This window comes from Streptomyces sp. NBC_00285, assembly GCF_036174265.1.
Taxonomy (GTDB): domain Bacteria; phylum Actinomycetota; class Actinomycetes; order Streptomycetales; family Streptomycetaceae; genus Streptomyces.
This window is the reverse complement of the sequence record NZ_CP108055.1, coordinates 7960764-7980340: the sequence shown is the minus strand read 5'-3', so window position 1 is coordinate 7980340 and position 19577 is coordinate 7960764. Positions and strand designations below refer to the sequence as shown.

20 protein-coding genes and 1 pseudogene are annotated in these 19577 nt (G+C 70.5%); 6 read left to right on the top strand and 15 right to left on the bottom strand.

Translation table 11 applies throughout. The features are described from left to right. Positions 1-140: 140 nt before the first annotated feature. The 5 genes and pseudogenes from OHT57_RS36790 to OHT57_RS36770 form a co-directional block, all read right to left on the bottom strand. Complete coding sequence (locus OHT57_RS36790) at positions 141-833, bottom strand: ABC transporter ATP-binding protein (RefSeq protein ID WP_328751077.1); 693 nt, start codon at positions 831-833, stop codon at positions 141-143. A gap of 76 nt (positions 834-909) precedes the next feature. Continuing rightward, a pseudogene (locus OHT57_RS36785) lies at positions 910-1500 on the bottom strand (alginate lyase family protein); the annotation flags it as partial. A gap of 457 nt (positions 1501-1957) precedes the next feature. Further along, positions 1958-2722: a DUF3710 domain-containing protein gene (locus OHT57_RS36780; RefSeq protein WP_328751076.1), complete on the bottom strand. Its 765-nt coding sequence runs from the start codon at positions 2720-2722 to the stop codon at positions 1958-1960. A 1-nt stretch (position 2723) separates the two neighbouring features. Continuing rightward, complete coding sequence (gene dut, locus OHT57_RS36775) at positions 2724-3284, bottom strand: dUTP diphosphatase (RefSeq protein ID WP_328751075.1); 561 nt, start codon at positions 3282-3284, stop codon at positions 2724-2726. Then, positions 3281-3865 carry a PaaI family thioesterase gene (locus OHT57_RS36770; protein WP_328751074.1) on the bottom strand — a complete coding sequence of 195 codons (585 nt, stop codon included), beginning with the start codon at positions 3863-3865 and terminating at the stop codon, positions 3281-3283. Before OHT57_RS36770 ends, dut begins: the two co-directional genes overlap by 4 nt. Positions 3866-3978: 113 nt before the next feature. Here OHT57_RS36770 and OHT57_RS36765 point away from each other — a divergent pair, with 113 nt between their 5' ends. Then, positions 3979-4443, top strand: coding sequence for a DUF3093 domain-containing protein (locus OHT57_RS36765; RefSeq protein ID WP_328751073.1), 465 nt, complete (start codon positions 3979-3981; stop codon positions 4441-4443). A 96-nt stretch (positions 4444-4539) separates the two neighbouring features. On the opposite strand, the gene OHT57_RS36760 is transcribed toward OHT57_RS36765, so the two are convergent. From OHT57_RS36760 to OHT57_RS36745, 4 genes are all read right to left on the bottom strand, one after another. Continuing rightward, entirely contained in the window at positions 4540-5457 is a 918-nt protein-coding gene (locus OHT57_RS36760) for a hypothetical protein (RefSeq protein WP_328751072.1), read from the bottom strand. Between the two features lie 13 nt (positions 5458-5470). After that, positions 5471-5767, bottom strand: a complete 297-nt coding sequence (locus OHT57_RS36755; protein WP_235474357.1) for a DUF4193 domain-containing protein — start codon at positions 5765-5767, stop codon at positions 5471-5473. A gap of 405 nt (positions 5768-6172) precedes the next feature. Further along, entirely contained in the window at positions 6173-7411 is a 1239-nt protein-coding gene (locus OHT57_RS36750; protein WP_328751071.1) for a sensor histidine kinase, read from the bottom strand. Positions 7412-7417: 6 nt separating this feature from the next. Next, positions 7418-8071: a response regulator transcription factor gene (locus tag OHT57_RS36745; protein ID WP_009191109.1), complete on the bottom strand. Its 654-nt coding sequence runs from the start codon at positions 8069-8071 to the stop codon at positions 7418-7420. Positions 8072-8484: 413 nt separating this feature from the next. Here OHT57_RS36745 and OHT57_RS36740 point away from each other — a divergent pair, with 413 nt between their 5' ends. Continuing rightward, on the top strand, positions 8485-8649 hold the full coding sequence (locus OHT57_RS36740; RefSeq protein WP_328751070.1) for a hypothetical protein: 165 nt from the start codon (positions 8485-8487) through the stop codon (positions 8647-8649). Between the two features lie 111 nt (positions 8650-8760). Here the strand turns inward: OHT57_RS36740 and OHT57_RS36735 are convergent, their stop codons facing one another. Next, positions 8761-9576, bottom strand: coding sequence for an inositol monophosphatase family protein (locus OHT57_RS36735; protein WP_328751069.1), 816 nt, complete (start codon positions 9574-9576; stop codon positions 8761-8763). Between the two features lie 8 nt (positions 9577-9584). Next, positions 9585-10712 (bottom strand): ferrochelatase, encoded by a 1128-nt coding sequence (locus tag OHT57_RS36730; RefSeq protein WP_328751068.1) that lies wholly within the window; start codon positions 10710-10712, stop codon positions 9585-9587. A 176-nt stretch (positions 10713-10888) separates the two neighbouring features. Between OHT57_RS36730 and OHT57_RS36725 the strand changes: the two genes are divergently transcribed. From OHT57_RS36725 to sepH, 3 genes are all read left to right on the top strand, one after another. Next, positions 10889-12127 carry an MFS transporter gene (locus tag OHT57_RS36725; protein WP_328751067.1) on the top strand — a complete coding sequence of 413 codons (1239 nt, stop codon included), beginning with the start codon at positions 10889-10891 and terminating at the stop codon, positions 12125-12127. After that, positions 12087-13406, top strand: a complete 1320-nt coding sequence (locus OHT57_RS36720) for a D-arabinono-1,4-lactone oxidase (RefSeq protein ID WP_328751066.1) — start codon at positions 12087-12089, stop codon at positions 13404-13406. Before OHT57_RS36725 ends, OHT57_RS36720 begins: the two co-directional genes overlap by 41 nt. A 433-nt stretch (positions 13407-13839) precedes the next feature. Further along, positions 13840-14868, top strand: a complete 1029-nt coding sequence (gene sepH, locus OHT57_RS36715; protein WP_328751065.1) for a septation protein SepH — start codon at positions 13840-13842, stop codon at positions 14866-14868. Positions 14869-14935: 67 nt separating this feature from the next. Here sepH and OHT57_RS36710 read toward each other — a convergent pair whose 3' ends face one another. Then, positions 14936-15802, bottom strand: a complete 867-nt coding sequence (locus OHT57_RS36710; RefSeq protein ID WP_328753435.1) for a sulfurtransferase — start codon at positions 15800-15802, stop codon at positions 14936-14938. A gap of 331 nt (positions 15803-16133) precedes the next feature. Here OHT57_RS36710 and OHT57_RS36705 point away from each other — a divergent pair, with 331 nt between their 5' ends. After that, on the top strand, positions 16134-16925 hold the full coding sequence (locus tag OHT57_RS36705) for a VOC family protein (RefSeq protein WP_328751064.1): 792 nt from the start codon (positions 16134-16136) through the stop codon (positions 16923-16925). Positions 16926-17090: 165 nt separating this feature from the next. Here the strand turns inward: OHT57_RS36705 and OHT57_RS36700 are convergent, their stop codons facing one another. Genes OHT57_RS36700 through OHT57_RS36690 form a run of 3 tightly spaced genes read right to left on the bottom strand, consistent with a single transcriptional unit; the run spans position 17091 to position 19576 of the window. Beyond that, the gene (locus OHT57_RS36700) at positions 17091-17741 is read right to left on the bottom strand and encodes a thymidine kinase (RefSeq protein WP_328751063.1); all 651 of its coding nucleotides are present in this window, start codon (positions 17739-17741) and stop codon (positions 17091-17093) included. Positions 17742-17780: 39 nt separating this feature from the next. Next, a complete protein-coding gene (locus OHT57_RS36695; RefSeq protein ID WP_328751062.1) occupies positions 17781-18980 on the bottom strand; it encodes an alkaline phosphatase family protein in 1200 nt (399 codons plus the stop codon). Beyond that, positions 18980-19576 (bottom strand): DUF5998 family protein, encoded by a 597-nt coding sequence (locus tag OHT57_RS36690; RefSeq protein WP_328753434.1) that lies wholly within the window; start codon positions 19574-19576, stop codon positions 18980-18982. Before OHT57_RS36690 ends, OHT57_RS36695 begins: the two co-directional genes overlap by 1 nt. Between the last annotated feature and the right edge of the window lies 1 nt (position 19577).

The window sequence follows — 19577 nt, the reverse complement described above, 5'->3', positions numbered from 1 at the left end:
GGCCGCCTGCGGCCCTTCGGTGTCGTAAGTCGGTGCACGCCGGACAGCGACCGCCGACCCACCTTGCCGCACCCCGTATCCCGCACCCCACAGCCGCGTGACGCCCTCCGCCCACGGCGGGCGCAGGAACCCGAACGCGCTCAGGCCCCCACGATCTCCCCGTCCCCCAGCTCCAGCACCCGGTCGGCGAGGTCCAGCAGGGTCGCGTCGTGGGTGGCGACCAGTGCGGTGACGTTCTCGCTGCGTACGACGGCTCGCAGGAGCTCCATGACGGCGTGGCCGGTCTCCGCGTCCAGCTGTCCGGTCGGCTCGTCGGCGACGAGGAGGGCGGGGTTGTTGGCGAGCGCGCGGGCGATGGCGACGCGCTGCTGCTGGCCGCCGGAGAGTTCCCCCGGGCGCTGCTTGGCGTGGTCGGAGAGGCCCACCAGGGCCAGCAGCAGCTCGACGCGCTCCTCACGCGCGCGTGCGTCCACCCGGCGCAGCCGCATCGGGACGCCGACGTTCTCGGCGGCGGTGAGGATCGGAATGAGCCCGAAGGACTGGAAGACGAAGCCGATACGGTCCCGGCGCAGGGCCAGCAGCCCGTCCTCGTCCAGCCCGGCGACCTCGACCCCGTCGAGTACGACCCGTCCCCGGTCGGGCCGGTCGAGCCCGCCGACGATGTTGAGGAGCGTGGTCTTCCCGGAGCCCGAGCGCCCCTTGAGGGCGACGAGCTCGCCGCGCGGCACCTCGAAGGAGACCCCGCGCAGCGCGTGCACCGCGGCGGCCCCCTCGCCGAAGGACCTGTGGATGTCCTCGACCCGCACCATGGTGTCCGTGACCACCTGAGTCATGCGTCCTCCCCCGTGAACCGTGAGCCCGTGGAACCGGGCGCCAGTATCACCGTACGGCGCCCGGCCTTCAACGGTTTCAGCTCGGGTCGTCCCCGTGAATGAGGGTCTCCCAGGCCACGAAGAGGTTGTCGCTGCCGGCCGGACGGTTCCGCGCGGCCAGTGTCTGCCTGTCAGCCATGCCCATGCCCAGCCTGTTGTGCAGCGCGTTGTACCCGACCTCGGTGACGGGTCCGAGCCCGAGCTTGAGCGACCCGCCGCACAGCCAACTCGGCACGGCCGCCCCCAGTTCGTACTTCGCCTGGAACCCGAGCGCCTGCCGCAGCCGCTCGCCCACGTCGGTGCCGTAGAGGTCCTGTCCCTGGATCCGGCCGGTCTCGGCGACGTGCGAGATCGCGGAAATGCCGTATCCGGTGTACTTGAGGTCCCGGCAGGTCTCCTGGGTGAGCCCGGTGACGAAGGTGGACCGCCCCTGCCAGTAACCGACGATCTTGTCGCGGGTGTTGAGGTTCTGGCTCGGCACGGTCTTCGGCAGACCACCGTCGGAGTCGAGGTACACATAGGCCGCGGCACGGGTGCGAAACCTCGCCATGGCCTGGTCGTACGACACCTTGTCCTCCAGGAAGACGGAGATGCCGACGGCCGCTTCCGTCATCGACAGCTCCCAGCTCGTAGTCGGCGCTACGGTCTTGGCGTACGAGGTTCTCTTGCCGGGGCGTCGAGCGTCACCGCCCCTGTACCACCGGAGTGATGGTGCGGGGCATCGGAGCGTTCTGGCCCGGGCGAAGGCCTCGTGCATCAGGAACTCCGCCCGCCGCGGGCCGGACCACGTGCAGGACGCGTGTCGCCTCCGGGGTGCGAAAGCGGAGAACCAGGTCACCCAAGACCATTCGGGGTGAACCCGCCGACCCAGGCGCCGTCTGGTAAGGCGTCCAGGAACAGTTCGAGTACGAGCCGCGCAGCGACGCCCAGCAGCTCACGGTCGGGGACGTCCGAGCCGGACGATAGTCGACGCGCCCGTCCTCGACCGCGAGCCGTACTCATCGCCTGTCCTGCGCTGCGGGTCGCCCACCTGAACGCACCAGGGCCGCACCCCCTGACGGGGTGCGGCCCTCGACGTCGTACGGCTATCGGACCTCGGTGATCTCCGGTCCGCGCTGGAGCTGGCCCATGCCGCCGGAGAAGCGCGAGCCCTCGTCCTGCTGCTGGACACCCTCGGGAACCATCTGCGCGTCGTTCGGCAGCTTGAGGACGATCGGGTCGCGGGGCGCCATCGGGCCCTCACCGCGGACCACGACCGTGTCCCGGAAGATCTGCTCCAGAAGCCCGGCCGCCTGCGGCTGCACCGCGCCCTGACCCGAGATCACACCGCGCAGGAACCAGCGCGGCCCGTCCACACCCACGAACCGCACGACCTGGAAACCGCCCGTGCCGTCCGGCAGCTGCACCGGCACCTGGGCGCGCAACTCCCAGCCCAGCGGCCCCTCGACCTCGTCGATGATGCCGCCCTGCTGGGTGATCCCGGAGCCGATCTCCTCGCGCACCTCGCCCCAGATGCCCTCGCGCTTGGGAGCGGCGAAGGCCTGGAGCTGGATGGCGCTGTCGCGCAGTACGACGGTGGCCGCGACGATCGCGTCGCCCGCAACCTCCACCCGCAGCTCCATGCCCTCGACACCCGGCACGAACAGACCGCCCAGGTCCACCCGCCCCTCGGCGGGGTCACGGACCTCGGTGTCGTCCCAGGGTCCGTCGGGGCGCGGCTCCGGCTCCAGCCGTACGCGCTCGCGCTCGCCCGCTACGTCGTCCGCCTCAGTGCCGAAACTGTCGACGACCTGCTCGGCCTCGCCGGCCGCGTCCTCGGCGGCACCCTTCTTATTGCGACGTCCGAACACGTCACTGTCCTTCCCGGTCGGATACGACCGATGCGTATCGATTCCCACCCGTTGTGCCGCCCACGGCGGCCTCAGCGCTTGTATCGCCCCCGTCGCCCACGGCGGCGTGACCGCCGGTGGACCCGAAGCCCCCCTCGGCTCGCGCCGAGTCGGGAAGCTCCGCGACCTCCTGGAAGCGGACCCGCTCGACCTGCTGGACGACGAGTTGGGCAATCCGGTCGAAGCGCTCGAACCGCACCGACTCGCGCGGGTCGAGATTCACCACGATCACCTTGATCTCCCCACGGTACCCGGCATCAACCGTCCCCGGGGCATTCACGAGAGCGACACCGCAGCGGGCGGCGAGGCCGGATCGGGGGTGCACGAAGGCCGCGTACCCCTCCGGCAGCGCCACAGACACCCCCGTGGGCAGCACGGCCCGCTCGCCCGGCTTCAGTTCACGGCCCTCGGTGGTCCGCAGATCGGCCCCCGCGTCACCGGGGTGCGCGTACGTCGGAAGCGGTACGTCGGGGTCGACGCGCCGGATCAGCACGTCGAGCTCTTGACGGGGTCCACGGCTCACGGGTTCACCTCGAAGGCACGGGCACGCCGGACCTGGTCCGGGTCGTCCATGGCGGCCCGGATCTCCTCCGGGCGGCCGTTGTCGATGAAGTGGTCGACCTTGACCTCGACGAACAGGGCGTCGGCCCGGACCGCGACGGGCCCCTCGGGGCCACCGATCCGGCCGGTCGCGGTCGAGTAGATCTTCCGCCCGGCCACCGCCGTCACCTCGGCCTCCAGGTACAGCACCGTGCCGACCTGCACCGGTCGGACGAAGTCGGTCTCCAGGCGGCCGGTCACGGCGATGGTGCGCAGCAGCCAGTTGAGCGAGCCCAGGGTCTCGTCGAGGGCGGTCGCGAGCACCCCGCCGTGGGCGAGCCCGGGAGCACCCTGATGGGCGGGGCGCACGGTGAACTCGGCGGTGACCGAGACCCCCTCGCCGGCCCGCGCCTCCAGGTGCAGCCCGTGGGGCTGGTCGCCGCCACAGCCGAAACACTGGCTGTAGTGCGCACCGAGCGGCTCACCGGGCGCGGGAGCGTCCGGGTGTCGCACGGGTTGCGCCGCGTCGGCGGGAGGCTGGAGAGCCGGGGAAGTACCACTCACAGGCGCAGACCTTACCCGCCCGCCCGTCACCCACCGCCACCCTGCCTGCCAGCACTTCGTGCCGACTCCCCCTGACAGCGGCCCCGTCCGGGCACCGTGCCAAGCTTGGCTTCATGCAGCCCTCCGCCGCCCCGTACGACGAACGCCTCACCGCCCCCCGCTCCTGGTGGCTGATCTCCTTCATGGTCGGGGTCGCCTTCGCGCTGATCCTGCTCCCGTTCGGGCCGCTTCCGCTGCTCGGCGGCCTGGTCGGCGGCACCGCCGTGGCGGCGATCCTCGCGAGTTCCTACGGCTCGCTGCGCATCCGTGTCGTGGGCGACTCCCTGATCGCGGGCGAGGCGAAGATCCCGGTGTCGGCGCTGGGCGAGGCGGAGGTCCTGGACCCGGAGGAGACCCGGGCCTGGCGGACCTACAAGGCCGACACCCGTGCCTTCCTGCTGCTGCGCGCCTACATCCCCACCGCGCTGAAGGTGGAGGTCACCGATCCTGACGACCCGACGCCGTACCTGTATCTGTCGACCCGGGAGCCGGAACGGCTGGCCGAGGCGCTGAAGGCAGCCCGGACGGCCGCCACCTAGAACGTTCGTACAGGGCTTCACCCGACCGTGGGGCCCTCGGCGAGGCCGCAAGTCTCACGGAAGTCTTACCGGCGGTAGCCCCGCCGGGTCCCCGAGTCAGCGTTCGAGCTCCTTGGCGATACCGCCGATCTCCAGCGGGTTCGCCGGAGCCTCCAGGGCAGGCAGGCCGGGCAGCTCGTCCCAGGGCACCTGGGCCTTGCGCAGATCCTTGCGGATCCGCTCGGCGAGCTTTCTGGTGTCCCGGCGGTTCATGACAGCCCCGACGGCCGCGCCGACCAGGAACGGCATCAGGTTCGGCAGGTCGCGGATCATCCGCTTCATGATCTGCTGCCGCAGCTGCTGCTTCATCTGGCTGTTGAGCGCGCCGCTCACGGTCGACGGCTTCTTCACGTCGATCCCGCGCTCTCCGGACCAGGAGTTCAGATACGCGGTGCTGCGTTCCTTGAGGTTGCCGGGCGGCCGGACGCCGTACACCTCGTGGAGTTCGGCGATCAGCTTGAGCTCGATCGCGGCCACGCCGGTGATCTCGGCGGCCAGTTCGGCCGGCATCGCCGGCGGCACGGGAAGCATCGCCGCCGCACCGACCCCCGCACCGACCGTCGCGGTGGCGCTCGCGGCGCCCGTGACGAGCTTGTCCGCGAGCTCCTCCGGTCCGAGACCGGGGAACTGGCGGCGGAGGGTCGCGAGGTCCCGTACGGGGACACGCGGGGCGTTCTCGATGATCCGGTCGGCGATGTACGCCAGGCCCGCCCTGGCCCGGCTGCCGCCCTTGCGGACCCCTTCCCGGGCCCTGTCCCGGATCGCCGCCACCCGTCGTCGCGCGACGGGCGCGGGCGTCCCGGTCTGCCCGGTCGGCACCGGGACGTCCGCCCGGTCGACCGCCGGTTCGAGCGAGGCTCCCGGACCGGAAGAGCCCCGCTCGTCGTCACGCGCGCCATCAGGGCCGTGGGACGGCCCCTGGTCCGCTCCCGGCAGGGGAGAGCGGCGCTTCCAAGGTGGGGTCGAGCCAGTCATGCCCGACCCTCCCTCAGTCGCAGTCGCGGCAGATCGGCTGGCCGTTCTTCTCGCGGGCCAGCTGGCTGCGGTGGTGCACCAGGAAGCAGGTCATGCAGGTGAACTCGTCCTGCTGCTTGGGCAGTACCCGGACGGCCAATTCTTCGTTCGAAAGGTCCGCTCCGGGCAGTTCAAGGCCTTCTGCGGCCTCGAACTCGTCGACGTCCACGGCGGACGTCGACTTGTCGTTCCGACGGGCCTTGAGCTCTTCAAGGCTGTCCGAGTCAACGTCGTCGTCGGTCTTGCGTGGGGTGTCGTAATCCGTTGCCATGTCGCTCTCCCCCTCTGGGTGTCTTCGGTGTCTCCAGCGCACGTAACGCGTGAGAGGCCGGACTTGTGCCCGACCCGAGGCGGAGATTTTGCCTCACATCAAGGTCTGTTACTCAATCGACACCCAACCGGACCCCTGTTGAGTGATCGGGTTGGATGGCGATCGGGACCGTACACGGTCCGAATCCCGCACTTCAAAGGCGTCTCACCGTGTACTTCCCGTGAACAATGCCCTTGAAAACCCGGATTATCCCGGCTTTCCGACAGGGTGCATGATCACGGAGAGTTCATGGTGGGAAAATCCCCCTTGTGATCGATCACACACGGAAGGGTTCACTCCGTGCCCAGAAAATTCCGCGCAAAGCGAACATCTTTATGTGTCGATCTTCGTGCGGGGGCCATGATCTCAGACCGGTAGGGCGACTCGCATCACGAGCCCACCCCCTTCACGCGGCTGAGCCGTGATGTGCCCGCCGTGCGCCCGCGCCACGGACCGCACGATGGACAGACCGAGTCCGACGCCCTTGTCGCTGCCGGTGCGGTCGGCACCGCGCAGCCTCTTGAAGGGCTCGAAGAGATTGTCGACCTCGTACGCCGGCACGACCGGGCCCGTGTTGGACACGATGAGCACCGCGTGGCCGTGCTGGACCTCCGTGGTCACCTCGACCCAGCCGTCCTCGGACACGTTGTAGCGCACGGCGTTCTGCACCAGGTTGAGGGCGATCCGCTCCAGCAGGACGCCGTTGCCCTGGACGACCGCCGGCTTCTGCTCGCCGCGGATCGCCACGCCCTTGGCCTCCGCCTCGCCGTACACCTGGTCGACCGCCTGCTCGGCCACCTCGGCGAGGTCCACCGGCTTGCGCTCGACGATCTGGTTGTCGCTGCGGGCGAGCAGCAACAGCCCCTCCACGAGCTGTTCACTGCGTTCGTTGGTCGCCAGCAGTGTCTTGCCGAGCTGCTGGAGCTCCGTCGGCGCACCGGGATCGGACAGGTGCACCTCCAGGAGCGTGCGGTTGATCGCCAGCGGGGTCCGCAGCTCGTGCGAAGCGTTGCCGACGAAACGCTGCTGGGCCGTGAAGGCCCGCTCCAGGCGCTCCAGCATGTCGTCGAAGGTGTCGGCCAGTTCCTTGATCTCGTCGTCCGGGCCGTCCAGCTCGATACGGCGGGAGAGGTCCGAGCCCGCCACCGACCGCGCGGTGCGCAGGATCCGGCCGAGCGGCGACAGGACGCGTCCCGCCATCGCGTAGCCGAAGGCGAAGGCGATGATCGCGAGACCGAGCAGGGCCAGCAGGGAGCGGCTGAGCAGGTTGTCCAGCGCGTGCTGGCGCTGCACGTTGACGCACTCGGCCATCGCCTTGTTCATGACGTCGGCGCGGGCGTTCGAGGGCAGGTTGCTGCAGATGTCGCTGGTGACATTGCCCGAGGTGATCGTGAAGGGCAGCTCACTGCCGACGTTCAGAGCCTGGGCGGCGATCAGGTAGATGATCGACAGCAGCAGGATGCCCGCGATCAGGAACATGCCGCCGTACAGCAGTGTGAGCCTTATGCGGATCGTCGGGCGCAGCCAGGGCAGCTGCGGCGCCGGCCTCCTGGGGTCCCAGGTGGGCTTCGGGGGCGCCTGGGGCGGTGCGGGAGTCGATGCCACGGCTGATCAGATCCGGTAGCCCGAGCCGGGGACAGTGACGATCACCGGGGGTTCACCCAGCTTGCGGCGCAGGGTCATGACGGTCACCCGCACGACGTTGGTGAACGGGTCGGTGTTCTCGTCCCAGGCCTTCTCCAGGAGCTGCTCCGCGGAGACGACGGCGCCCTCGGAGCGCATCAGCACCTCAAGGACGGCGAACTCCTTGGGAGCGAGCTGGACCTCCTTGCCGTCGCGGAAGACCTCGCGGCGGTTGGGGTCGAGCTTGATCCCGGCGCGCTCCAGGACCGGTGGCAGCGGCACGCTGGTGCGACGGCCGAGGGCACGCACGCGTGCCGTCAGCTCACTGAACGCGAACGGCTTGGGCAGGTAGTCGTCGGCTCCGATCTCCAGGCCCTCCACGCGGTCACTGACATCGCCGGAGGCCGTGAGCATCAGCACGCGCGTGGGCATGCCGAGTTCGACGATCCTGCGGCAGACGTCGTCTCCGTGGACGAGGGGGAGGTCACGGTCGAGGACGACCACGTCGTAGTCGTTGACGCCGATGCGCTCGAGGGCGGCCGCACCGTCGTACACGACGTCGACGGCCATGGCCTCCCGGCGCAGTCCGGTGGCCACCGCATCGGCGAGCAGCTGCTCGTCCTCGACGACGAGTACGCGCACGTCGCTTGTCCTTCCTGTGTCCACCCGCGTAGCGCGCTGTGAGCACATGCGGGCAGGGGGTCGGGTGAGTGTCGGCCTCCATCCTGCCCTTTTCGGCCATAAGTCGGCTGTAAGGCGGGTGAGGGGCGACTGAAAGACGGGTGTGAGACCGGGAATGCGGGATTTTCTCGCGGGGTTGAGGTTTCCGTCGGAAGGAGCGGGGGGAGGACGGCTTTACACCCCGCGATCACACTCTGCATGTGCCGTACCACCATGCGGCACGACGCGATCCGCTTTTGCCGAGTGGGCGTGGGTGTCCGGCACCGTCGCCGCCCGGCAGGGCAGCGCTGGGCACCTACAGGAGACGTGATCGCCCCTTTCGAACGGCACACCCCCGTGCCACCGATCCACGACCCAGGACGAGGGGGCGCACCATGGACGCATTCACCGCAGGACTTCTGCAGCGCATAAGGGCGACCGAGACCGACCTGACGCGGGCTCGCAACGACGGCGACGACTTCCTCGTCGAGGTGGAGCAGGGCGAGCTCGACGACCTGCGTCGCCTCGCCGCCGAACACGGTGTGGAGGTCAGCGCCTAGCGTCTGATCGGCTTCGCGGCACGACAGCGGACCCCCGGCGAATCCAGCGCCGGGGGTCCGCTGCGTCGCCGTACGGACGTGTTCACCTCGTGTTCGTACGGCGTCGGCCTGTCAGTCGTGCCAGGCCCCGAAGTCCTCCAGGAGCCGCTGGAGGGGCTCGAAGACGCCCGGGGTGCCGGCCACGGTGAGGGCGGGGTTCGGTCGCTCTCCTGGACGCCCACCGGTCAGGGCGCCCGCTTCCCGGGCGATGAGGTCACCCGCTCCGTAGTCCCAGGCGTTCAAGCCGCGCTCGTAGTAGCCGTCGAGGCGGCCGGCGGCCAGGTCGCACAGGTCGACCGCCGCCGAGCCCGCGCGCCGGATGTCACGGACGAGCGGGATCAGCCTCCGGGCCACCTCGGCCTGGTGGACGCGGACCTCGGTCACGTAGTTGAAGCCCGTCGAGACCAGGGCCTGCTCCAGGGGCGGCGCCGGGCGGCAGGTCAGCCTGCGCTCGCCCGCCCAGGCACCCGTGGCCCAGGCACCCTCGCCGCGGACCGCGTAGTACGTCTCGCCGCGCATCGGTGCCGCGACGACCCCGACGACGGTCTCGCCGTCCTGCTCGGCCGCGATGGAGACGGCCCAAGTCGGCAGTCCGTAGAGGTAGTTGACTGTGCCGTCGAGGGGGTCGATCACCCAGCGGATGCCGCTCGTGCCCTCGGTGGCGGCACCCTCCTCGCCGAGGAGGCCGTCGTCAGGGCGGTGCTCCGAGAGCAGGTCCGTGATCAGCTTCTCGGCCGCGATGTCCATCTCGGTCACCACGTCGATGGGGCTGGACTTGGTCCTGGCCACCTCGAGGTCGGCCGGGCGGCCGTCCCGCAGCAGGGTGCCGGCCCGGCGGGCCGCCTCCTGGGCCAGCTCCAGCAGTTCGGCGTGCAGGGGGTCGGTCACGGCGCTCCTCACGCGTACGGGCTGTCGGCACCCGCGGCGGCGGGCTTGGCGGCGCGTGCCGGGCAGCAGCCGACCGGGCACAGGTTGTGGTCGGCGCCGAGCGCGCCCAGGGCACAGGGCGTGACCTCCTGGCCGCGCTCGATCGCGGCACGCTCCAGGACCAGGTCGCGGATCGCCGCCGCGAACCGGGGGTCCGCGCCGACAGTCGCGGAGCGCCGCATGGGCAGGCTCAGTTCCTGCGCCTTGTCCTTGGCCTCGGTGTCGAGGTCGTAGAGGACCTCCATGTGGTCGGAGACGAAGCCGATGGGTGCGATCACCACGGCCGGGGCGCCGGACGCGTGGCGCTCCTGGAGGTGGTCGCAGATGTCGGGCTCCAGCCACGGGATGTGCGGGGCCCCGGAACGCGACTGGTAGACGAGCTGCCAGGGGTGGTCGACGCCGGTGCGCTCGCGGACGGCGTCGGCGACCAGCCGGGAGACCTCCAGGTGCTGCGCGACATACGCACCGCCCTCGCCGTGGCCTTCGGCCGGTCCCGAGGTGTCCGCGGACGCGTTCGGGATCGAGTGCGTCGAGAAGGCGAGGTGGGCACCGTCGCGGACGTCCTGCGGGAGCTCCGCGAGGGACTCCAGCACACCGTCGATCATCGGCTCCAGGAAGCCGGGGTGGTTGAAGTAGTGCCGCAGCTTGTCGATCCTCGGCAGCTCCAGGCCCTCGGCCTCCAGGGCGGCCAGCGACTCGGCGAGGTTCTCGCGGTACTGGCGGCAGCCCGAGTAGGAGGCGTAGGCGCTGGTGGCGAGGACCAGGACGCGGCGGTGGCCGTCGGCGACGATCTCGCGCAGGGTGTCCGTGAGGTAGGGCGCCCAGTTGCGGTTGCCCCAGTAGATCGGCAGGTCCAGGCCGTGGTCCGCGAAGTCCTTGCGCAGGGCGTCCAGCAGGGCGCGGTTCTGGTCGTTGATGGGGCTGACCCCGCCGAACAGGAAGTAGTGCTGCCCGACTTCCTTCAGGCGTTCCTTGGGGATACCTCGCCCGCGCGTCACGTTCTCCAGGAACGGGACCACGTCGTCGGGACCCTCGGGGCCTCCGAACGAGAGCAGGAGCAGGGCGTCGTAGGGGGTTGCGTCGAGCACGTCTCGCATGGATCGATCCTGTCATCCGGTACTGACAGCCGGGAAACGGCGGGGTGACCACCCGGGTTCCCGGACCGTCCGGCCGGGTGCGCCGGGGTCACCTCCCTCGTAAGCTGTATGGGCCGCGTTGACGCCTTACCTCACCGCCGGTCCGCTCACCTGTCCCTGCCCGACCGGAGTCCCCCGTGCCCAGCCCGTACAGCGCCCTGTTCGCCGCCCCCGGTTCCAAGAGCTTCTCCGCCGCGGGGTTCCTCGGCCGGATGCCGCTGTCGATGATGGGCATCGGCGTGGTGACGATGGTCTCCCAGCTGACCGGGCGCTACGGCCTGGCCGGCGCCCTCTCCGCGACCATCGCGCTGGCCGCCGCGGTGGCGGGCCCGCAGGTGTCCCGGCTGGTGGACAGGCACGGGCAGCGGCGGGTGCTGCGCCCCGCGACGCTGATCTCGCTCGCCGCGGCGGCCGGGCTGCTGTTCGCCGCGCACTACGGCTGGGCGGACTGGACGCTGTTCGTCTTCAGCGCGGGCATCGGGTGCGTGCCCAGCGTCGGCGCGATGATCCGCGCGCGGTGGGCGGCCCTCTACCGGGACACCCCGCAGCTGCACACCGCGTACTCCTTCGAGTCCGTCATCGACGAGGTGTGCTTCATCTTCGGGCCGATCATCTCCATCGGCCTGTCCACGGCCTGGTTCCCTGAGGCGGGTCCGCTGCTCGCCGCCTGCTTCCTCGCGGCCGGCGTCTTCTGGCTGACCGCGCAGCGGGCCACCGAGCCGGCCCCGCATCCGCGCGAGGACCACCACAGCCGTACCGCGCTGCGCGCGCCGGGTCTCCAGGTACTGGTGGCCACCTTCGTGGCGACCGGGGCGATCTTCGGGGCGGTGGACGTGGTCACCGTGGCCTTCGCCGACGAACAGGGTCACAAGGGCGCCGCGAGCCTCGTACTGGCGCTCTACGCTGCGGGCTCCTGCCTCGCGGGCCTGGTGTTCGGGCTGCTGCGCTTCAAAGGAGCGCCCGAACGTCGCTGGCTGCTGGGCATATGCACGATGGCCGTGAGTATGATCCCCCTCCTACTGGTCGGAAACTTGCCGTTTCTGGCCGTGGCGCTGTTCGTTGCGGGTCTGTCCATCGCTCCGACGATGATCACGACGATGTCCCTCATCGAACAGCACGTACCACGCGCGCAACTGACCGAGGGCATGACCTGGATCAGCACCGGGCTGGCGGTCGGCGTCGCGTTCGGCTCCTCCATCGCCGGCTGGGTCATCGACGCGGCCGGTGCGAGGGCCGGGTACGGGGTCCCGGCGGTGTCCGGGGCCGTCGCGGTCGCGGTCGGTTTTCTGGGGTATCGCCGGCTCAGCAGACCGGCACCGGGTCGGGGAGGGACCGTTGAGCAGCACAGCGAGCGGGAAGAACGGAACGTGGCGTAACTGGGGAGGCAATGTCGCCGCCCGGCCCACACGGGAGGTCACGCCTGCCTCGGTGGAGGAGCTGGCGGCTGCCGTGTGTAAGGCCGCCGAGGACGGTCTGAAGGTGAAGGCCGTCGGCACCGGGCACTCCTTCACGTCGATCGCCGCGACCGACGGTGTGTTGATCCGCCCTCAACTGTTGACCGGCATCCGCAACATTGACCGGGATGCCATGACCGTCACGGTGGAGGCGGGCACCCCGCTCAAGAGGCTCAACATGGCGCTCGCGCGTGAGGGTCTGTCGCTCACGAACATGGGCGACATCATGGAGCAGACGGTCTCCGGGGCCACCAGCACCGGCACGCACGGCACGGGCCGCGAGTCGGGCTCGATCGCCGCCCAGATCAAGGGCCTCGAGCTGGTCACCGCCGACGGCTCGGTCCTCAAGTGCTCCGAGAAGGAGAACCCCGAGGTCTTCGCGGCCGCCCGGATCGGTCTGGGCGCGCTCGGCATCGTCACGGCGATCACGTTCGCCGTCGAGCCGATCTTCCTGCTCACGGCCCGCGAGGAGCCGATGAGTTTCGACCAGGTCACCAGCACGTTCGACGAACTGTGGGCCGAGAACGAACACTTCGAGTTCTACTGGTTCCCGCACACCGGCAGCACCAACACCAAGCGCAACAACCGCAGCGCGGGCCCCGAGAAGCCGGTGCCGCAGCTCCAGGGCTGGTTCGAGGACGAGTTCCTGTCCAACGGCGTCTTCCAGGTGGCCCAGTGGGTCGGGCGCGCGGCGCCGGGCACGATCCCCTCGATCGCCCGGATCTCCAGCAAGGCACTGTCCGCGCGGAGCTACACCGACATCCCGTACAAGGTCTTCACATCGCCCCGCCGGGTGCGGTTCGTGGAGATGGAGTACGCCGTCCCGCGCGAGGCCGTCGTCGAGACCCTGCGTGAACTCAGGACGATGATGGACCGCTCCGCCCTCCGGGTCAGCTTCCCCGTCGAGGTGCGTACCGCGCCCGCCGACGACATCGCCCTGTCCACCGCGTCCGGCCGCGACAGCGCGTACATCGCCGTCCACATGGTCAAGGGGACGCCGTACCAGGCGTACTTCACGGCCGCGGAGCGGATCTTCACGGCGCACGAGGGGCGCCCGCACTGGGGCAAGGTGCACACGCGCGACGCCGATTACTTCGACAAGGTCTACCCGCGCTTCGGAGAGTTCACCGCGCTCCGGGACCGTCTCGACCCCGACCGCCGGTTCCAGAACGACTACCTGCGAAGGGTGTTGGGGGCGTAGCAAACGCGTTCGCCGCCCAGGAGTTCCGTTTTTGTTGATTCCGTTTCTGTTGATTCCGTGAACCGCGCCACGTCCAAGATCCCCAAAACCGCTCAACGGACGGCTGGGCACCGTTTTTTGGAAGAAGTCGAGTGGCGCGCCAATCCACGCACGTGGCCCAAATGGAGTACTGTTGCGAGCCCTGGGTTCGGTCTCCCGCCAGGGCGTCCGCAGCCTTCAAGGGGCGCCGGGAGGGGGGCAGTTGCACAGGGTTACGGAGTTGGTCACTTAGCGTTGCGGATAGATAACCGTGCCATAACGGCGATCCCGGGCCCGTGCCCGACACGCCGGGCAACTCGGCAAGGTTGTGGCAGGCTGCACCCGGGCAGGCCACACTCGACTAGCGGAAGCAGCGACGCACGTGACGTCGGCAGGCACCACCCGGGAGGTCCCCATGCCCGAACTGCGTGTCGTGGCCGTCTCGAATGACGGCACACGGCTGGTGCTGAAGGCTGCCGACTCAACGGAGTACACGCTTCCGATCGACGAGCGACTGCGCGCAGCGGTGCGCGGCGACCGTCCCCGCCTCGGTCAGATCGAGATCGAGGTCGAAAGCCATCTCCGTCCCCGCGACATCCAGGCGCGTATACGTGCCGGAGCCACCGCGGAAGAGGTAGCCCAGCTCGCAGGTATCCCCGTAGACCGTGTACGGCGCTTCGAGGGCCCTGTGCTCGCCGAGCGCGCCTTCATGGCCGAACGAGCCCGTAAGACCCCGGTCCGTCGGCCCGGTGAGAACGTCGGTCCGCAGCTCGGCGAGGCCGTGCAGGAGCGGCTGTTGCTGCGCGGCGCCGAGAAGGACACCGTCCAGTGGGACTCGTGGCGCCGTGACGACGGCACCTGGGAGGTCCTGCTGGTCTACTGCGTCGCCGGTGAACCGCACTCGGCGAGCTGGACGTACGACCCGCCCCGGCGGCTCGTCCAGGCCGTCGACGAGGAAGCTCGCTCGCTGATCGGTGAGTCCGAGGACCTCGGCACGCCCGAGCCCAGCTTTCCGTTCGTGCCGCGTATCGCACGGCTGCCGCGCGACCGTCCGCTGGACCGTGCCCTCGACCGGCCGAGCCCGCCCGCGCCCGATCCGATCGAGGAGGGCGCAGCCGAACGGGACTCGCTGACCAGCCTGTTGGAGGCGGTGCCGAGCTTCCGGGGCGACATGGTCGTACCGGAGCGGCCGTCCGAGACGGCGACCATCGAGGAGCCCGACCCGGAGGAGCCCGAGGCGGAGGAGCCGCCCGCTCCCGCGGCCTCGGCCGGTTCCGCCTACGCGGACGTCCTCATGCCGCGCTCGGTGGCCAGCCACCGCGACCGTCTCATCGGCGCGACCGACCGTCAGGCCGAGGCCGACGGTGTCCGCCCGGGACGCAGAGCGGCGGTTCCGAGCTGGGACGAGATCGTGTTCGGGACGCGCAGGAAGAAGCAGGAGTAGTCAGTCGTACGACGGGAAGGGGCCGCACTCGGCGAGTGCGGCCCCTTCCCGTCGTGGGACGCGGGGGTCACTGGGGGTCGGGGCCCACGGCGACCGGTCGCTCCGGGTCCGAGGACCACTCCGACCAGGAACCGACGTACAGGGCCGCCGGGATGCCCGCCACTGCCAGGGCCAGCACCTCGTGAGCGCCGGAGACGCCTGACCCGCAGTAGACGCCGACCTCGGTGCCGTCGCCGGCGCCGAGAGCCTTGAAGCGGGCGGTCAGCTCCTCCGCGGGCAGGAAGCGGCCGTCCGGGTCGACGTTGTCCGTGGTGGGCGCGGACCGGGCGCCCGGGATGTGGCCGCCGACCCGGTCGATCGGCTCCACGTCACCGCGGTACCGCTCCCCCGCGCGCGCGTCCAGCAGTACCCCCGCGCGGGCCAGCGCCGCGGCCCCGTCGGCGTCGAGGAGACCTGTCGCGCCGGGCATCGGCTCGAAGTCGCCCTCGGACAGGGCCGTGCCCGGCACGGCGGACCGGAGCGTTCCCTTCCAGGACGGCAACCCGCCGTCGAGGACTCGCACGTCCGGGTGACCCGTCCAGCGCAGCAGCCACCACGCGCGGGCCGCCGCCCAGCCCTGTCCGCCGTCGTACACGACCACCGGTGTCCGCGAGGAGACGCCCGCCCGGCGCATTGCCGCACCGAACTCCTCGAGGTCGGGCAGCGGGTGCCGGCCGCCGGTGCCGGCCCGGCCGGCCAGCTCCCGGTCCAGGTCGACGTAGACCGCGCCCGGGATGTGGCCGGCCGCGTACTCGGCCCGGCCGTCGAAGGGCGGCACGCCGGTGGCCTTGGCCATGCTCAGCTGCCAGCGGACGTCGAGCAGGACGGGCGGGTTCGAGCCCGCAAGGTCGCTCGCCAGTTCGGATGCGGAGATGATGGCGTTCATGGCCACCATCCTTGCGCACGAGGTGGCCGCATCGTCCATGTCCGGCTACTCTGCTCGACCGGACGAACCCGATCACGAGGCGTACGGGAACGGGCACATGCTGTACAGCCGATCGGCATCCGTCGGCGGCGCGCGGTCACGGAGAGCCGAACGTACGGTTCGGCCCACGGTGTACCGGCCCCGGCTGGTCCGGGCGTCGGCGCCTGACGCCGACCGCGCGGGAGAACCGTGCGGCGGCGTGCCCGGAGCGCGCGGCACCGCCGGTGGTGCGAGCATCGGCACGGAGGTCCGGACAGCGGACGCGACACGGCCACCGCGAGGGGCCGAGGAGAGAGAGACGATGACCGAGGCAAGGGGATCGGCCGCCCCGCCCGCTCGGCACACGCCCGGCACACCCTGCTGGGTGAGTCTGATGGTGCACGGCATGGCCGCGACCCAGGAGTTCTACGGGTCGCTGTTCGGCTGGGAGTTCGTACCGGGGCCGCAGCAGCTGGGGCCCTACGTCCGGGCCCTGCTCGATGGCCAGGAGGTCGCAGGCATCGGCCAGTTGCCACCCGACCGTCATCTTCCGGTCGCCTGGACGCCCTACCTCGCCTCGGACGACATCGATCTGACGGCCGAGACGGTCAGGCTGTGCGGCGGCACGGTGGGAGTGGGCCCCCTGGACGCGGGAGAGGCGGGCCGGCTGGTGATCGGCTCCGACCCGTCAGGCGCCGTCTTCGGCGTGTGGCAGACGGCGGCACATTTCGGCATCTCCGTCGCGGGCGTACCGGGCACCCCCGCCTGGCACGAACTGCTCACCGTCGAGACGGCGAGCGTCGCCAAGTTCTACGAGACGGTGTTCGGCTACGAGGAGGAGCCGGTGGTGTCCGCCGACTTCGACTACGTCACGCTGCACGTCGACGGCCGCCCGGTGGCCGGCCTCCACGGTGTCGGTAACGACCTGCCCCGCGACCGGGGTCCGCACTGGATGACGTACTTCGAGGTGGCCGACGCGGCCGCGGCGGCCCACCTTCTCGTGGATCTCGGCGGTCATGTCCTGCGCCCGCCGCACGACAGCCCGCACGGCCTCGTGGCCACGGTGGCGGATCCGGAGGGGGCGCGGTTCTCGTTGATCGAGAACCCGCACTGAGGCTCCTCGGAACGAGGACGGGACCGTACCGGCTGCCGTTCCCTCATCGAGCGGTAGGACCAACCGAGGAAACGCCTGGTCCGGGCCGGGGAGACGCAGCCCTGGAGCGGGCGGTCCGACGGCTGGTACGGCCGGCCGTACCCGACGGAACCCGGCGCGGCGAGCTCAGTCGGAGGCCATCGGGAGTACGTCGGGCGAGAGCACGCCGGCATGGGCGGAAGCGCTCGTCATACGGCGACGATGATGCCGTCGACACAGCACCTCATAGCCGACCTCCTCACGGAAGCCGCTCACATCACCGACGACGACCTGCTCGCCCTCCACCACCATCTCGCCGCCCAGGGTACGGGCGTTGTGCGTGGCCCGCGCCCCGCACCAGCACATCGCCTCCACCTGAAGCGTCTCGAGGCGGTCCGCCAGCTCGATCAGCCGCCGCGAGCCCGGAAAGAGCTTCGTACGGAAGTCCGTGGTGATGCCGAAGGCGAAGACATCCAGGCCCAGGTCGTCGACGACCCGCGCCAGTTGGTCGATCTGCGCCGGCTCCAGGAACTGCGCCTCGTCCACGACCAGGTAGTCGACCCTGCCGCCCTGCGACACCCGGTCCACGACATGGGCGTAGAGATCCATGCCCGGCACCGCCTCGACGGCGTCCGTCACCAGACCGAGCCGCGAGGAGAGCTTTCCCTCCCCCGCACGGTCGTCACGGGTGAAGATCAGACCCTGCAGACCCCTCGCCGACCGGTTGTGCGCAATCTGCAACGCCAGAGTGGACTTCCCGCAGTCCATCGTTCCGGAGAAGAACACCAGCTCGGGCATGGCGAGTCGAGCACCTTTCGGCGAAGGGGACACAGAGCTTCAGGAGCGTACTTCGAGCAGCGGCACCAGCTGCTCGGCAGGGGTCATCGAACCGTGGTTGCCGACCATCGCCGACTCCTTCGGCTCCCGCTCGGAGGCGACGATGAGGACGTCGTCGCGGGCGGCGGCGACCACGTCGCCGATCCGGTCGTACACCCGCTCGTCGAAGCCGTCGGGCGGTCCGAACCAGCCCGCCGCGATCGCCTCGTCCCGCGAAGCGATCCAGAACTGCTCCCCGAGGACCTCGCGCCAGCAGGTCAGGACGTCACCCGAGGCACCCGGCACGGCGTAGACATGGCGGGCCCGGCCCTCGCCGCCCAACAGGGCGACCCCTGCGCGCAGTTCCCAGTCCTCGTCGAAATCGATGCGGTGCTGCTCGTCGAAGGGGATGTCGACCATGCCGTGATCGGCGGTGACGTAGAGCGCGCTGTTCGGCGGCAGTTGCTCGGCGAGGCGCTGGACCAGCCGGTCGACGTACATCAGCTGGCCGCGCCAGGTGTCGGAGTCGACGCCGAAACGGTGGCCCGCGCCGTCGACCTCGGCGTAGTAGGTGTAGACGAGCGAGCGGTCGCCCACGGCCAGTTGCTCGGCCGCGAGGTCCATGCGGTCCTCGCCGGACAGCCTTCCGTGGAACGTTCCACCGCTGAGCGCGACCTTGGTCAGCGGGGTGTTCTGGAAGGTGGGCGAGGAGACCTGGGCCGCGTGCACACCCGCCTGGTCGGCGAGTTGGAAGACGGTGGGGTACGGCTGCCAGACCTGCGGCTTGGTCCACGGCTGCCAGCGCAGCTGGTTCATCAGCTCGCCGGTGGCGGGGTTGCGCACGGTGTAACCGGGCAGACCGTGGGCGCCGGGCGGCCGGCCGGTGCCGACGGAGGCGAGGGAGGTCGCGGTGGTCGCCGGGTAGCCGGTGGTCAGGGGGCGGCCGGTGCCGCCACGCGAGCTGCCCAGCAGGGAGGCCATGAAGGGCGCCTCGTCCGGGTGCGCCTTCAGCTGCTCCCAGCCGAGACCGTCGATCAGGAACACGCAGTTGCGGTCGGCGGGCGTGAGCTCCGGGATCGCGGCGGTCATGCCCGGTACGGCCATGCCGGCGGCCAGGGTCGGCAGAAGGTCGGCGAGGGAGCCGGTGCCGTACTCGGGGACGGGCGCGGTGTCGAGGGCGAGGGGTTCCGGGTGGTCCCAGGCGGAGGCCGGCTGCGCCATCAGCGGGTGACGTCCGCGGTCGCCTCGGAGAGGGCCTGCGCAAAGGCGAGCGCCTGACTCACGGTGTCCGGGCCGTCCCCGGCCTCGCTGACGCGCAGGCTGAGGTCGTCCGCCGTGGAACTGCCGGTGTAGCCGTGGTCCGCCTCGCAGTTGGGGTCACCGCAGGCCGCGGGCTCCAGGTCGATGCGGGAGACGGCACCCCAGCCGATCGTCAGCACGACCTCGCGAGGCACGGTGCCCGGCTGGTACGACTCGGGGTTGGCGACCACACGGCTGACCACGACCGACGAGATCCGGCCGATCTTCACCGACTCCGTGGACGTCGTGGCGTACGGCGTCGGGGAGGTCGTGTCCGCGTTCTGCTCGTCGGTGTGGCTGACGATGAAGCGGTTGCCGGTGAGGACGAGCACGGTCACGTGCCGCCGCACCTCGTTCTGGTCGAACGTCGTCTCCTGGTGGACCAGGTACGACCGGATGGGCTCGCCACCCAGGGCGGCCTCCACCGCCTCGGCCACGAGGGCCGGGTAGTAGCCGCTGCGCTCGATCGCCGCACGCAGCCCCTGGGTCGTCGTACTGGTCTTGGCCATGACGTCCATC

Coding starts and splice junctions, on each gene's coding strand:
- OHT57_RS36790 (WP_328751077.1), bottom strand. CDS start 833: ATGACTCAGGTGGTCACGGACACCATGGTGCGGGTCGAGGACATCCAC.
- OHT57_RS36765 (WP_328751073.1), top strand. CDS start 3,979: ATGCAGCCCTCCGCCGCCCCGTACGACGAACGCCTCACCGCCCCCCGC.
- OHT57_RS36760 (WP_328751072.1), bottom strand. CDS start 5,457: ATGACTGGCTCGACCCCACCTTGGAAGCGCCGCTCTCCCCTGCCGGGA.
- OHT57_RS36755 (WP_235474357.1), bottom strand. CDS start 5,767: ATGGCAACGGATTACGACACCCCACGCAAGACCGACGACGACGTTGAC.
- OHT57_RS36740 (WP_328751070.1), top strand. CDS start 8,485: ATGGACGCATTCACCGCAGGACTTCTGCAGCGCATAAGGGCGACCGAG.
- OHT57_RS36730 (WP_328751068.1), bottom strand. CDS start 10,712: ATGCGAGACGTGCTCGACGCAACCCCCTACGACGCCCTGCTCCTGCTC.
- sepH (WP_328751065.1), top strand. CDS start 13,840: ATGCCCGAACTGCGTGTCGTGGCCGTCTCGAATGACGGCACACGGCTG.
- OHT57_RS36710 (WP_328753435.1), bottom strand. CDS start 15,802: ATGGTGGCCATGAACGCCATCATCTCCGCATCCGAACTGGCGAGCGAC.
- OHT57_RS36705 (WP_328751064.1), top strand. CDS start 16,134: ATGACCGAGGCAAGGGGATCGGCCGCCCCGCCCGCTCGGCACACGCCC.
- OHT57_RS36700 (WP_328751063.1), bottom strand. CDS start 17,741: ATGCCCGAGCTGGTGTTCTTCTCCGGAACGATGGACTGCGGGAAGTCC.
- OHT57_RS36695 (WP_328751062.1), bottom strand. CDS start 18,980: ATGGCGCAGCCGGCCTCCGCCTGGGACCACCCGGAACCCCTCGCCCTC.
- OHT57_RS36690 (WP_328753434.1), bottom strand. CDS start 19,576: ATGGACGTCATGGCCAAGACCAGTACGACGACCCAGGGGCTGCGTGCG.